The organism is Vibrio bathopelagicus (assembly GCF_014879975.1).
Lineage (GTDB): Bacteria > Pseudomonadota > Gammaproteobacteria > Enterobacterales > Vibrionaceae > Vibrio > Vibrio bathopelagicus.
Genome location: NZ_CP062501.1, coordinates 1,273,176 through 1,287,091, shown reverse-complemented (window position 1 = coordinate 1,287,091; position 13,916 = coordinate 1,273,176). Strand labels below are relative to the sequence as shown.

At 39.4% G+C, this 13,916-nt stretch carries 11 protein-coding genes and 2 pseudogenes; 8 read left to right on the top strand and 5 right to left on the bottom strand.

The features are described 5' to 3' along the window. Positions 1-3 precede the first annotated feature (3 nt). On the bottom strand, positions 4-1,485 hold the full coding sequence (locus tag IHV80_RS21905) for an aldehyde dehydrogenase family protein (RefSeq protein ID WP_192890958.1): 1,482 nt from the start codon (positions 1,483-1,485) through the stop codon (positions 4-6). Between the two features lie 2 nt (positions 1,486-1,487). Then, positions 1,488-1,934 carry a VOC family protein gene (locus tag IHV80_RS21900; protein WP_192890957.1) on the bottom strand — a complete coding sequence of 149 codons (447 nt, stop codon included), beginning with the start codon at positions 1,932-1,934 and terminating at the stop codon, positions 1,488-1,490. Positions 1,935-2,080: 146 nt separating this feature from the next. Here IHV80_RS21900 and IHV80_RS21895 point away from each other — a divergent pair. The 8 genes and pseudogenes from IHV80_RS21895 to IHV80_RS21860 form a co-directional block, all read left to right on the top strand. Continuing rightward, positions 2,081-2,732, top strand: a pseudogene (locus IHV80_RS21895) (IS5 family transposase); the annotation flags it as partial. Positions 2,733-3,552: 820 nt separating this feature from the next. Continuing rightward, the gene (locus IHV80_RS21890) at positions 3,553-4,434 is read left to right on the top strand and encodes a DoxX family protein (RefSeq protein WP_192890956.1); all 882 of its coding nucleotides are present in this window, start codon (positions 3,553-3,555) and stop codon (positions 4,432-4,434) included. A gap of 212 nt (positions 4,435-4,646) precedes the next feature. Next, a complete protein-coding gene (locus IHV80_RS21885; protein ID WP_192890955.1) occupies positions 4,647-5,801 on the top strand; it encodes a DUF3500 domain-containing protein in 1,155 nt (384 codons plus the stop codon). A 33-nt stretch (positions 5,802-5,834) separates the two neighbouring features. Then, positions 5,835-6,446, top strand: a complete 612-nt coding sequence (locus tag IHV80_RS21880; protein WP_192890954.1) for a DsbA family oxidoreductase — start codon at positions 5,835-5,837, stop codon at positions 6,444-6,446. 106 nt (positions 6,447-6,552) lie between these two features. After that, on the top strand, positions 6,553-7,158 hold the full coding sequence (locus tag IHV80_RS21875; RefSeq protein WP_192890953.1) for a HupE/UreJ family protein: 606 nt from the start codon (positions 6,553-6,555) through the stop codon (positions 7,156-7,158). Between the two features lie 136 nt (positions 7,159-7,294). After that, positions 7,295-7,798, top strand: a complete 504-nt coding sequence (locus tag IHV80_RS21870) for a hypothetical protein (RefSeq protein WP_192890952.1) — start codon at positions 7,295-7,297, stop codon at positions 7,796-7,798. 80 nt (positions 7,799-7,878) lie between these two features. Next, entirely contained in the window at positions 7,879-8,610 is a 732-nt protein-coding gene (locus IHV80_RS21865) for a LysR substrate-binding domain-containing protein (RefSeq protein WP_226088536.1), read from the top strand. A gap of 479 nt (positions 8,611-9,089) precedes the next feature. Then, positions 9,090-9,386 carry an ATP-binding protein gene (locus IHV80_RS21860; RefSeq protein ID WP_318842415.1) on the top strand — a complete coding sequence of 99 codons (297 nt, stop codon included), beginning with the start codon at positions 9,090-9,092 and terminating at the stop codon, positions 9,384-9,386. Between the two features lie 85 nt (positions 9,387-9,471). Here the strand turns inward: IHV80_RS21860 and IHV80_RS21855 are convergent. From IHV80_RS21855 to IHV80_RS21845, 3 genes and pseudogenes are all read right to left on the bottom strand, one after another. Then, a pseudogene (locus IHV80_RS21855) lies at positions 9,472-11,064 on the bottom strand (DNA phosphorothioation-associated putative methyltransferase); the annotation flags it as partial. A gap of 79 nt (positions 11,065-11,143) precedes the next feature. Beyond that, complete coding sequence (locus tag IHV80_RS21850; protein WP_192890951.1) at positions 11,144-12,361, bottom strand: tyrosine-type recombinase/integrase; 1,218 nt, start codon at positions 12,359-12,361, stop codon at positions 11,144-11,146. Between the two features lie 531 nt (positions 12,362-12,892). Continuing rightward, positions 12,893-13,852, bottom strand: a complete 960-nt coding sequence (locus IHV80_RS21845) for a peptidoglycan DD-metalloendopeptidase family protein (RefSeq protein WP_192890950.1) — start codon at positions 13,850-13,852, stop codon at positions 12,893-12,895. Between the last annotated feature and the right edge of the window lie 64 nt (positions 13,853-13,916).

The window sequence follows — 13,916 nt, the reverse complement described above, 5'->3', positions numbered from 1 at the left end:
TGTTTACTTATTGATTTTTAAATGTTTTTCCATATTATTATCGCCTTTAACCCTTTGAACTATCATTTTATTGGTCTGCATTTCATTTATAGTGTTACGTATACCTCCAACACCTAATCCCGATTGGTTCAGACCAGAGAAAGGCATGTCATCATCACGAAATGCAGAATGGTCATTAATCATCACAGCTGACGAATTTAATTCCCTAGCGATATAATTTGATTTGTCAATATCTTTACTGAATACCGAAGATTGAAACGAAAATAGAGTGTGATTAGCTTGCTCTATTGCATCACCAATGTTTGAGTATGAATAGAGTGCGATCACAGGTCCGAATATTTCTTGTTGTGTCACTTTTGAACTTTTACTTGGATTAAGGAGTAGAGTAGGAGATAAACATGACTCATTGGTCCTCTTACCACCACAAAGTAATGTTGCTCCTTCTCGTATTGCCTCATTAATCCAAGATTCGACACGACTTATTTCAGAACTACGAATAAGAGGACCTACATCTGTTTTTTCACTAAGCTGATCACCAGTAACCAATAATTGGGTCTGTTTGACTAGTTCATCGCAGAATTCTTTTAACCTTGTGTCGGGCAAAAATACTCTCTGTACTGAAACGCAAACTTGCCCTGCATGATAGAATCCACCTTTCACTATCGATGCAACAGTTTCAGTTAGATCTGCGGTTTCTTCGACAATTACAGGGGCAACTCCGCCATGCTCAAGGAGGCAGCGCGTTCCGGGTGATAACTTGTTTCGGAGCATCCAGCCAATTTTTGCACTGCCAACAAAAGTAAACAAACTAACTTGTTCATTAGTAATTAGGCTTTGTGTTTGTGCATGTGAACCAGTCATCAACACTTGACACCACTCAATTGGTAATCCGGATTTATATATTAATTTAACTAAATTAAAACATGATAATGGCGTGTCAGCGGCTGGTTTTATTAAAATAGGATTACCGCACGCTATTGCCGGAATCACTTGATGAACAATCAAGTTTAATGGGTGATTAAAAGCGCTTACTGCCACTACGGTGCCAATGGGTTCTTTAATTGAATATGAAGTCCGTATATGGCTTTCACTATCATCACTATGTAGATAGACTGGTTCAATATTATTTTGACTTAAATACCTAATGCAAAGTTCAACTCCTCTAATTGCTCGTTGTACTTCAGTTTTTGTATCAACTATTGGCTTCCCGCCTTCAGACGCAGCTATATGTACTAATTTATCTGTGTCGTTCTTCATTAGTTTAACAAGATTTTTTAACACTGCTAGGCGTTGATCTCGGCTTAACCAACACTTTCGATTCTTGAATACACCGCGTGCATTATCAAAAGCCAGTGCGATATCATTTTGATCACTTAACTCTACTGAACCAATAGCTTCGCTAGAATAAGGGTTTCTTACTATGTGAATGCTTTGTTCATTACTTGATGGGTTATTAGCAATAAATGAGGTCTTAACAAAATTCATAATTAGATCCCTTTATTAGGCTTTTGCCATTCTTTATACTCACTATCGTGGAAGATAAGTTCAATAGTTATCTTATTAGGGTCCGTGAAAAAAACTTGGTGCTCAAATATGTTTGGAACAGTACGTTCGAAGTAATTCCAGTCAAAAATTTCTATTTTTTCTAAGAGTGATGCATAACCCTCTATGCGAAATGCAAGATGATCAATTCTTCCTGAGCCTTCTTTATCTACGTCTTTCATGCCTAAATACTTTGCAACCGGGTCATTTTCATTCATTGCTGCTTCGACTAAATGGAAGATCGGGTCATTATTAAGATAAAGCCAATATCCATCAAAGTTGAAGTCTGGCCTAGGGCCAACCCTAAGGCCTAAAAGCTTTATATAAAAATCTCTGGTCTCTTTAAGTTTGTTAGTTCGAATGGTGAAGTGTTCAAAGCCTCGTACAATCATAATTACTCCTTATGGTCTACTGGTGATTTCTATTCGTAAGTTACGAACTAAAACATTTGTATGTTTTTTGACCATGAGTATTATTTATCATTTGATAAATAATATCAAGTTATTTAACAAATGATAAACAATATTGATTTAATGGGTGGGCGCAAAGTAAACAGAATAAGCGCGGGAGGCAACGTCGGTTCAGTGATTTAGCTATCACGACAGCGCTCATGGTGAAACGCGTGTTTTCTATTCCATTGATGCAACTGGCCTTAAGGTATATGGCGAAGGTGAAAACATGGGACGGGTGGCAAACGTAGAGTCTGGCGAAAGCTGCATATTGCAGTTGATACCAGCACTCATGAGGTTAATGCAGTTGAGCTAAGTTTATCGACGGTTACAGATGGAGAAGCACTTCCGAACTTACTGAAACAAACACGCCGAAGTATCCTTGAGGCGTCTGGTGATGGCTCTTACGACACGAGAGCGTGTCACGCTGCTATTAAGATTAAGAGAGCCGTCGCACTGATCCCCCCAAGAGAAGGAGCAGCCTTCTGGGAGCGTGGTCACTCTCGAAATCTTGCCGTGAGTTGCCAGAAGTTATAAGGCTCAAATAAGCATTGGAAAGAGCGGTATGGATACCACAGACGTTCACTCTCAGAAACGGAGATGTATCGAGTTAAACAGTTGTTAGGAGGACGATTGAGCTTAAGAAATTACAATGCGCAGTTGAGTGAAACTTACGCGATGATAAAGGCGCTGAACAAGCTTACTGGATTAGGTATGCCTGAAACTTGTCGTATTGACTAAAAAACATGCGAAGCGGGGTGGATCCATTTCTAAACTGAACTCCGTAACAAAGCCATGTAACGAGTTAAGCTGTTGCTAGGCTGGATGATCAAGCTTTAAAAATTAAAATGTACAGGTTGGTGAAACTTACACCATTATCTAATTTTACGGGACTTAGTATACCTCAAAATATCGTATTAACTAAAAAATACAAAGCAGTGTAGTTTGCCACTAAACAGAATTACGCAACAAAGACACCTAGATTCTACACCGACATTATTCAGTTTATCCTAATAGTTAATTTATATTTTAAGTGATTATCAATTTTATACTTATGAATATAATGGTAAACATTAACGGAGACGGGGAATAATCATGTCAAAAGAAGAGCAAACTTGCATAATTATTGGTGGACGATCCGGTATTGGTGAAGCAGTTACGAATCACTTTCTAGGTACTAACAACATCGTACATATTGCTAGCTGTAAAGCTGGCCTCGATATTAGTGACGAGAAATAAGTCTGTACTTACTTGGAGTCAGTAGGTGCTTTTGACATGTTATTATTACTGCAGGCTCATATGCTCCGGTAGGAAAAGTAATAGATGCTGATATCGTAGACGCTAAGGTAGCCTTTGATACCAAGTACCGGGGAACAATTAACGCAGTTAAACATGCCGCAGGATTCATCAAACCAACAGGTTCAATCACAATAACGGCTGGTATGTTATTAAGAAAAGTTGTTGTAAACACTTACACCAAAACAGCCATTAATGTAGCTCTTATAGTCAACTAACCCAGTTAAGGCCCATCTAGTTAGCCGTTTAATCAAAGGTAAATTAAATGAACATTTCTGATAAGTCATTACGACTATTAACCATTATTACTGCCGTTGCCACTGTCTACTTTTCAGTACGCACATTGCTAGAAAACGACCTGAGTACTTGGGTGTTTATATCAACAGGGGTATTTATAGCAGTTCTTTTCATTTCCCTGATTGGGACGTACAAAAAAGGTAACGTTGAACTTTTTGGGTTAATTGGGTCAATGTTTAGTGGATTAACGCTTGGGAGATTATTCTCAACAATGCACCTTGAAACTATAGAGCTTTCAACATTGTCATCACTTGACCCACTCATGGTGGCTGAAACGGGGCCTGGCATACAAAGCATAGAATTAACAAGTACATTACTTTTCGCTTTATTGGCCATTCAGATAGTAAAACTGCCTTGGCTAAAAAGAATGTCAGTTCAAAGTCGAGCAATTGGAAATCCAAATGCTTACGAATGGGGAATGACACTAGTAAGGATTTACGTTGGCATGATGTACATAGCTCATTTTACTGGTCATCTATTGGCAGGGGGCGCTCCATTTGCTGTCTTCACCGATTACTTCAGTGACATTGGGCTTCCATTTCCTCAAGCATTTGTAGTGTTAGCGGGGATTATCGAGCTATCTCTTGCCATCATGCTTTCATTTGGGTTTCTGACTCGTTTAGCTGGTTTTGGATCTGCGATATACCTCTTAGTTTCGGTAGGTCTTGGTGGCCACTATGCTGTCGGATATGTGTGGGTACTTCCTACTGGCGGTTGGGAGTTCCCAGCAATGTGGATATTTGTTTCTGGCATATTCATGTTAGCGGGAGGCGGAAAATCATCAGCCGATAGTTGGCTAAAAGAAAGGTATCGATATAACTCAAGCAAGCTTAAAAATTTAATCGCTTAAATTGAGACATAACTAATAGGATTTTTCATTAGCAAGCGCTCAGAGGGTGTGGTTACTATGTGGGCTGAAGAGTATTTTTTAAAAAAGTCCCACTTTAAATAAAAATGAATGCACCTTCTAGCTAGGAGCTATTTATTTTATATATATATATCAATTTGAATATTTATATATGAAAAATTTTAATTTTTAGATCAAAAGTAGAGAATGCAGTTATGAAGTCAACTGAAGAAACAGTGAGAACGAACATTGCAGCGAAAATGAGTAATGCGGCAGATTTATTTATTTCTTCTCTTCGTTCGAACCAATTATCAACGGCTGTGTGGGACTTTCCTTCGAATACTGAACGTACAATGTGGTTCTATACACCCAGTGACCACGGTGGGTTGACGCTTGCCCAAATGAATGAACGTCAGCAAGCTCTAGCCTTTAATCTTTTGGCTACAGGGCTCTCAGAAGCAGGTTATGCCACGGTTTCAACAATAATAGGACTAGAAAATGTCCTCGATCGTATTGAAGGACATAGCTTAAATGCTGGTAAGGGACGCTTTAGGGATCCAAGTCGCTATTACCTTCGTATTTTTGGCAATCCAATTGGTCTGAATTGGGGGTGGCGTTTTGGTGGACATCATATTTCAATCAATAATACTATTGTAGATGGTCAATTAACGTCAGGAACCCCCAGTTTCTTAGGTGCAGATCCCGCAACATCGCCACTTTTGGGGGCGCATATGCTACGCCCCCTCGGCTCCTTACAAGACACAGCATTTGATTTACTTAAAAATTTTAGTGATCAACAGCAATCCCGCGTAGTGATTTCTCCGATTCCCCCTATTGACACTGTAGGAGGTAATCGTAGTTCGATTGATGTGGGGCCAAATCCTATCGAACCTAGGCGACTTGCAGATGTTTGGCGACAAAAATTTCGCGGCCAACAGCAAGCTCACTTTGAGCGCGTTCAAGACTTACTCGAACAACAGATAGGGCTCACTAGTAAACATCGCAAAGCCGTCAGTTTTTCCTCAATCCCTAAGGGGTTAGCCGCAGCTGATATGAATAAACATCAGCGAGATATCCTAACAGAATTAATTAATCTTTATGTTGGACGATTGCCAGATGAGGTTGCAGATCTTGAATTAAGAAAAGTCACAGGTGAGCGATTTGATGGGTTGCACTTTGCTTGGGCGGGTGCAGTTCGAGCGGGAGAGCCGAGTTATTATCGCATTCAAGGGGAAGGTTTGGTTATCGAATTTGATAATACTCAGCGTAATGCAAACCATATTCATAGTGTATGGCGTGACCCAAAAGGGGATTTCAGTACGGACTTACTAGCGCAACACTACATCAAAAGTCACCATCACCATGATTAACAATTATGTTATGTTACAGAAGAGGACTATCGTATGAATATGCTTGATATTTACTTGGATTTCACTTGTCCATATTCTTATATTGGATATCACCGTATAGAAGAAGCCGTTCGTTTAAATGCAATAGCTACTCAAAATATAAAATATCGTGCATTCCAATTAAATATGAATTTTCCAGAAGCTGGTATTCCACGTACGACTTACAGAGAAAGAAAGTTTGGTTCAATGGAAGAATCACGCCGACGGGACGCCATTGCCTTAAATGTCGCAATAAATGAAGGTCTAAAAATCAATTTTGATAATATTTTGCTGACTCCTAACACACGCCGTGCTCATCGTGCAATAAAGATAGTTGAAGCACAAAAAAGAGATTCATCGGCGCTGTATGAGAAAATTTTTTCCGCTTATTTTACTAAAGGTCAAGATATTGGCGATACCAAAATACTCATAAAATTGGGAGCAGAGTTAGATATTACTTTGACAGAAGAACAACTCGACAGCAAAGATTTTGATAAGACTATTGATAATGATATTGATGAGGCTAATTCGGTAGGGTTAACTGGCGTCCCTTTTGTTGTGGATTGCAAAGATGGGAAAAATATTAGCGTTACTAGCGCTGTATATGCATTAGCAAATAATGCCTAACATACTTAAAATAAAGTATGTTAATTATTTGTAGCGTATTTTGTGTGTGCTTTGGTAAATGAAAGTATCAATACAAAATTAACTAAATAAATGAAGGGTTTTATCAATGAAATGTTCACGTTTGCTCATGTTTCCAATTTTATTCTCCACTCCAGTAGCCTTTGCTCACTCTGGACAAATGGAACATAACTCAATTACTAATGGTATGTTGCACCCACTAACAGGGCTTGATCACTTAATTATGCTACTTGGCCTAGGTATATTGATCAGCCGTATAACCCATTCTTTAGTAAACCATGATCCAGTCAGGAAAAACAATTCATCATTAAAGATTAAATTAATGTTGTTTATTTCAGCGCTTGCTAGCTTAGCTATGGGCTTAATGACTGGTCGTGCTCTTGGTGACATTACCGGTCTTGAACAAGTAATTACGGCTTCAATTTTTGTTGTCGCACTGGGTATTTGGAATACTTTTTACCAAGGAGAACCTTTCACAAAACGTTTGTTAGTTTTGTCAATTGGTTTGCTATTTTTCCATGGATTTGCTCACGGTATTGAAATGACAGGAAGTTTATCCGGATTTGGTATTGGCATGCTAAGTACTGCAGCTGCAACTATGCTTGTTGGTGAGCGAGTTTCAAATTTATTTGCTAGTAAATGGTTTGGTGTAGGTATTGCCGCATTTGGAATTGCATTCATGACGATGTCATAGCTACTATTTTGTTTGCGTGGGTTAAACAAATGATAGCTAAATGAGGTATTCATATCGACTATTAAACTATCAATTATGAATGCTAAAGTATGGGTTATCACTGGAGTATGACACTCGAAAGATAAGAGATTAAATTATGTGTAGTTTGAGTGACATAACAGACAAAAATAGTGGAGTTGATATTGGAATGATTTTTGAACCTTGGGATACCCCTTTTAATGAAGGAACATTGTCAATAATTAGTGTGGTATGGGGAGGAGATGAATGGCGTGTGAGTTACTCGTCTGGTAAAAGTTATCACTTCCAAATGCCAGCTAGAGCCAGGGCGTTATTGACTGTTACCTTGTTTCACCTTGAATCTGAATCAGTGTTTGAGTTGAAATTTCTATCAGCATCAGCATTTAGGCTGTTGGATGAGGGAGGTCTATTGCATATTTGGAGCGAAAGACAGATAAATCACAACTGCTTTAAAGTTAAGGGACATCCCTGGAGTATAGAGAGCCCTGTAACTTTTGCTATGGGCAGTGATAACGGCTATTCGTTTTTTATAACTACAGATGACGATTGTGTTGAAGTGGTGTGCCGATATCCACCTGAAATTGTTTTTCTCCAAAAGCTACAGCCAAAAACTCGTCAATAAAGCTGTGTTTAATTTATGGATGTGACATTTATGATCTGCACCAGATAGACTGGACACTTTGTTAAGCGACAGTGAGCTCTATGATCGTAGGTCTTGAGAAGGAGTTAGGTTTAACAGTCTTTGAACGACAAAAGGGGCGTTTAATCCCCAACCCTGAAGCATATTTTTTGTTGGAAGAAACTGAGGCGATTTTAGAACGTTTAACTCGTTCAACTCAGTTAATGGCAGAAGTGAAAAACCTCACTAGAGGGAAGTTACGTATTGCTTGTATGCCCGCTGCCGCATTATTTTTTATGCCGCATGTTATAGCTGAATATGTAAAGGACAGACCTGAAGTTGAAGTATCCATGATGATGCGAAGTTCTACTATTGTTCAAGACTGGATTGCATCTCAGCAGTACGATATAGGTTATTCAGAGCTGCCTAAGGACAGAGATTCATTTCATGTAGAACCTATACAGCTTGAGGGAGTGTGTGCATTACACAAGGATCACCCTTTAGCGAGTAAACCGCTCATTACTCCAAAAGACTTAGATAATGTCCCCCTAGCAGCGCTGTTTACCCGTCATTCGGCAAGTGAACACACAAGACTGTTATTTGAAGAACATAACGTCACTTATCGACCTAGATTTGAGCTACAGAACTACATCTCTGGTTTTGAGTTTGTCGAACAACAGCTATGTGCTTGTATCTGTGACCCCATCAGTGCCGCTAGTTATAAACTATATAAAGGAAATCAAGGGAACGTTGTATTTCGCCCCTTTGCTCCAGCTATAGCTTATGATCACGCAATACTGACACCTGCTCACTAACCAATGTCAAAGCTTGCTGAGGTCTTTGCTTTAAATATCCGACAAGCAGTAGATGCATTTGTGTCTGATATAAATGATTTCTAGGGATATATCTGTTTACGACCATAGATATACTGGATGCTTATTTAGGTGGGTATGTCTTTTATCATTCTAGCCTCTTCTGAAATAATGCGTTCAAATGTTTCATTTAAGTTCAGCTCATAAAATTCAGATATTGATTTTAAATTCTCTTTAGACTCCTGGCTAATCACGAGATTTATAGTGGTCTTATTTTTTGATTTTATTTTCTTTCTATATTTAACCTGATCCCAGGCTTTTTTCATTTTATGCTGATGTTTGGTTCACTCTGTATGAATATCTTGAACAAATAGCAACGTCAGTTAACGATGATGATGCGTTTATTAATGAGGAAAAAAAGGAAGTAATCGAGTATATATATGAATTGAGGTACGGTTTAAGTTGTCGAAATACTAAATCGAATGGTAATTTTCTATCTATGGTTCGGAATCAAGTTAACTATCAGCATTCTATGGGGGCTTGAGCCTCTCGCCGCCGATCAGCGTAGTGATCTACTTGAAATCATCGATCAACATTATCAAAAAGGGTCAATCTTGCTCATCAGCCAACTCCCGATAGAGGAGTGGCATAGGATGATCGGAGATGCTACTCACGCAGATGCGATCTTAGACCGTCTCGTTCACGGAAGCATAAAAGTGAACTTAGCGGGAGAATCAATGAGAAAAGTATGTAGTCAGTTGACGGAAGGAGATCAGTAAATGTAAGTTAAAAGAGGGTTCTATGAAGCCGGAGAAAACTGATCTCCATCGATGTTATTACCCGATCTCCTTAATGTTAATACGCAATAAGGTCTCGATGTAGGATCAGTGAGTGCCCTTCGTTTAGCAGGCTTGCTGGTAGTTGACCGTGTGCTTTCTCGCATTGCTGATGAATTAAGTCGGTGTCGGCAATCGCAAACAGTAATTCCGCAGCCAGGTTGATTGCGGTTTTGTAATCATCAAACAAGGCTTTGATGTCGCGCTTTAGGGGCTCTGGTTGCTGCGTATAGGGTTTTCTTTTCTCAAACAGTCCCATAGCAAAGTAGAGGAGAAGATCTTCTTTTCGGCTCTTTTCTGCTTGTTCAAATTCTTAGGTATCAAACATCTCTTGCAGTAAGTTGAAGGTTTTTCTGTGTGAGCCTATTAACTCAAGAATTTTGTCAGATTGTTCAAATTCATCATTGGCAGGAATGCGACCTAAATCCAAACAGGTATTCCAAAAGCTATTAAACAAGCCTTGATGTTGAGTAATAAGCAGTTTGGCTTTGTCTTTGGCTTCAATAGGCTCTGGTGACGTCAGTTGCTGCCATTTGTGGTGGCGTTTGTATTTACTTTGCAGGTACAGTTGCTCTTCCAATTTGTCTTTGAAGATATAAAAAATACCAGGCGCGACGGTAATTGCGTCTTTTTGTAGGCTTCTCTCTATGTACGCTTTGATTTCTGATTGCGTATAGTATTTTTGGAAGGTGTTACGAGAGGTGATGACCCCATCTTTATAAGGTTTGAACTGAGCAATGTAGTTTTCGTTAGCCAGCATGACAGAAACCACCAGAAACTTGTCTGCTAGCTCCCATGCGTCTAGTAGGGCTTTGAGTCTGTCATCTTGGTCTTCTATTACGTTAAGAACAAACCCTATGTTTACGATATCAGAACTGGATTTGTCGTTGTCGGGTTGAAAGTTCGGATCCCAACCCAGAGCGTCGAGGCCATGTGCTTCGAGCTCTCTTAAATCGTCTCCGCGGCCACAGCCATAATCGAAAATTGAGTGTTCGCCTTTTAAGTAACCATGTTTAACGAGAGTCTTCATTGGTGCGGAGAGTTCATGACGAACGATGGCCGTTCTGTACCTATCAATCCCAGTTTCTTCTTGCGTTGTTACAGAGGAGCATCGGAATAGTCGACCATCGACAAGCTCGTAACCATTGCGTGCTATTAGGTTTTCCCAAGAACGTTTAAAACCAATCAAACGGCTGTTTTCGTACAGGCCTGCATTCTCGCCTTCTTGTGTGAGTGAAACGAAATGTTCGTAATATTCACTCGTTGGCAAAACCATGGTCTCTTTTCTATGTAAGATCGGTGGGTTTTCAGATTCGCGATAACCTGTAATTTTGTGGCTTAGTTTAGAGAGGTCGACATTGAGACTTTGTTCTAATGCGGGATAGGAATCAGTATAAAAATTAGGGTAGTGGAGAAGAGATAAACGGAACTCTTTTTTAAACAGCTTAACGAGGTTCCAGTCTTCTTCATCTAAGTTAACGGCTTTTGCTACGGCAGGAATGAGCTGTATCAATGCATTAGGTAGGGCACTGAATGCATCTTTATGAAGGTAAATCGCATTGGGCAGTTGTTTGCCTATGTTAACCTCAGCCACTAATTTAGAGAATTGATTCACATCCATGTTAGTTGCTCTTTTTAATGTTTATTAGTTAATGACAAGCTGTATATTATTGAATGTCCGGCTTCCTCACTCGTGTTGTTTAGTGGCTGCTATTCGCTTTCATTATAAACTCACTCCACCAGCTCATGATTTCTTTCCTTTGCTCAAAAAAGTCTGAGCGGTTGTAGCTCGCTCTTGTCGTATTCTTGTCCATGTGCGATAGGCAAGCTTCAATATGCAGTGTGTCAAAGCCTTGCTCGTGTAGGGCGGTTGATGCAATAGCTCTTAAACCATGTGCAACGAGTTCATCTTTAAACCCTAAGCTGCGTTTTAAAGCAGCATTGGCTGTGTAGATGCTTATATGACTCTGTGGGTTTCGTTCACCAGGGAAGACGAATTCTTTACCGCCACTTTGAATTCTGATTTGTTCAAGAACGGTAATAGCCTGCTCGGTTAGAGGAACTCTGTGTTCACGTCTACGCTTCATTTCTTCGGCAGGTATGGTCCAGCATAGGTTTTTTAAATCGATGTCTTTCCAGCGTGTTCTTGCCGCTTCTTTTGGACGTGCGATTGTGTGCAATTGCCAAAGTAGCAGTAGTTTGGTTTTATCTTGGATGTTTTCATTTTGCTCCAATCGAGACAAAAAGTCGCCTAATAGTTCAGGACGAATGGTAGGCATGTTTTCAACTTGGTGTTTCTCAAATGAATTGATCATTTTTGTTAGAGGATTAGCGGCTATGACATCGCTTGCTACAGCGTATTCCATTATTTGATTTAGGCTTTGGCAAATTCTTTTAATCGTTGATAACTTTCCTTCGGACTCTAACGGCCTCAGTGTTTCAATAGCATCACGTCGACTAATCTCACTTATGGGAAGTGCGCCTAAATGGTCGAATACGTATTTTCCCAATGTTCTCCAGGTCCGCTCTGCATGAAAGGGACTAACAGACTTACGTTTTCTTTCAAACCACATCGTTGCAACTGCAAGAAAGTTATCGTTGTGCTTACGCAGCTCTTCAATTCTCTTATCTTCTTTAAGGCGCTTAGGGTCTAAACCTTCCGCAATTTGTTTCCGATATTCTGCTGCTTCTAATTTAGCGGTTGCCAGTCGTAAAGAAGGATAGGTTCCCATCGAAATTTTGGTTACTTTACGCGTTACAGGGTGACGATACTTAAACTGCCAGGCTTTCGTTCCAGTTCCTGCACTGGAGCGTTTAGGTCGAATACGGAGCTGTAAGCCCTCTTCAACAGTGTAGGTATATTCCTTGTCTTTGATAACGAGCGCTTTGATTGATGTATCTGTAATCCGTTTAGCCATAATCATAATTACATAGATGAGAGAATAGAGACCATTGTATAGCAAACTAGTCTGGTGGGGTACCAGGTGGGGTACCAAAATGTTGAATTGGAGTGGAATTTACTGGAATGTTTTGGGATGGTGATTGTTTGTAAGTTTCTGATTTTGCTGTGATTGTGGTATTTCCTGATTGTTCTTGGAATTTTAATGCAGGTGCCCCGGAAACCATTGAATAGACATAGAGATAAACCTTGATAAATATATTTGCTGCACATTGTAAGGGTTCGCTAGGGCGTGTAAAGCGCTATATCGCTTAGAAGAACTAGAGAAAAAGGTATTTGCGCAAAGATTCTAAGAAGTTCAATTGAAATTGAATACTACGTTACAATTTATAGCGCAGTGCTCATGCGGCTAAGCCTTTGATTAACTGATAGCAACTTCAGGTGAGTTAGTGAGAGAACGCGTTATTTGAGTCGCCTATTCGGAGACAAATAATGCGAGTATTTACTTGGTTTGCCTCAAAGATAAAATCAAATGTTACTCCGACAAGCACTATGTTGGAGGTTGGCTTGATTGTACCGATTGAGCTAGGCTTTTTATTAGCTGTTTACGCTCTGCTTGAGCGATGTATATGAATTGGTCGTTATAGCTTCTTTCGGTGTTGATATACTGTTCGAAATTGACGGGCACTCCTGCAACCGACAACTCCAAATGTAGGTGAGGTCCAGTTGTTCGGCCAGAATTTCCTGTAAGTCCGATTATCTGGCCTTTTGTTATGTATTCCCCAACTTCAACATCTCTCTGTGAAAGGTGCAGGTAGCGTGCGTAGTTCCCATCAGTATGTTTTATGGTTAGGTAGTTACCAGCAAAACGATTATATCGAGATTTCAAAACGACGCCGTCTGATAATGAGTGAACCTCTGTGCCAATAGGTGTCGCGTAATCTGTTCCAAAGTGCGGTGCAATTCGATTCGTTATAGGATGTTTCCGGTTTAAATCGAATGATGAACTTACTCGAAAATGCTGAGGAAGAGGGAAGACATAATCATTATTTAATTTATATCCATTTTCGTTGTAGATATTATCATCAGCCCCTCTCATGGCAAAGAACTCTACATCACTACCTAAATAGTAAAAAGCACTAACATATTCTGTATTTAAGCCGTCATGTTGAGTTTTTATTGAAAACTTATCACCGTTATTAACTGATTTAATAATGTCAAAATTATCACCTAATAGACTCAATAGTGATTTTAATTCATTGTTGGTCAAACCAGAAGATAGTATGGAACTGACAAAAGAGTATTTCACAACTCCGGAAACCATTTCAGATGTCGGAGCTGGGGTTGGAATATGAGTGCTTTTGGTTTTAGTTAGTTTAGGTGATTGTTTTTTATTAGTATTTGAATTTTTGTAGCTTGGCGATATGGCTGTTGCAATGATCAAAAAAACCATCAAAAGGCCAGAGGCAAGGGTGCGGAGACTTAAATTGCTATTTATTTTCAAATACATAAATTATCAATAAAATTCGGTTAATGAACAAAAATAAGAATTAGATCATAATATTTATTTGTTT

What these genes read in the sequence shown, in the direction of transcription:
- IHV80_RS21905 (WP_192890958.1), bottom strand. Translation starts at nt 1,485, where the DNA reads ATGAATTTTGTTAAGACCTCATTTATTGCTAATAACCCATCAAGTAAT.
- IHV80_RS21900 (WP_192890957.1), bottom strand. Translation starts at nt 1,934, where the DNA reads ATGATTGTACGAGGCTTTGAACACTTCACCATTCGAACTAACAAACTT.
- IHV80_RS21890 (WP_192890956.1), top strand. Translation starts at nt 3,553, where the DNA reads ATGAACATTTCTGATAAGTCATTACGACTATTAACCATTATTACTGCC.
- IHV80_RS21885 (WP_192890955.1), top strand. Translation starts at nt 4,647, where the DNA reads ATGAAGTCAACTGAAGAAACAGTGAGAACGAACATTGCAGCGAAAATG.
- IHV80_RS21880 (WP_192890954.1), top strand. Translation starts at nt 5,835, where the DNA reads ATGAATATGCTTGATATTTACTTGGATTTCACTTGTCCATATTCTTAT.
- IHV80_RS21875 (WP_192890953.1), top strand. Translation starts at nt 6,553, where the DNA reads ATGAAATGTTCACGTTTGCTCATGTTTCCAATTTTATTCTCCACTCCA.
- IHV80_RS21870 (WP_192890952.1), top strand. Translation starts at nt 7,295, where the DNA reads ATGTGTAGTTTGAGTGACATAACAGACAAAAATAGTGGAGTTGATATT.
- IHV80_RS21865 (WP_226088536.1), top strand. Translation starts at nt 7,879, where the DNA reads ATGATCGTAGGTCTTGAGAAGGAGTTAGGTTTAACAGTCTTTGAACGA.
- IHV80_RS21860 (WP_318842415.1), top strand. Translation starts at nt 9,090, where the DNA reads ATGGTAATTTTCTATCTATGGTTCGGAATCAAGTTAACTATCAGCATT.
- IHV80_RS21850 (WP_192890951.1), bottom strand. Translation starts at nt 12,361, where the DNA reads ATGGCTAAACGGATTACAGATACATCAATCAAAGCGCTCGTTATCAAA.
- IHV80_RS21845 (WP_192890950.1), bottom strand. Translation starts at nt 13,852, where the DNA reads ATGTATTTGAAAATAAATAGCAATTTAAGTCTCCGCACCCTTGCCTCT.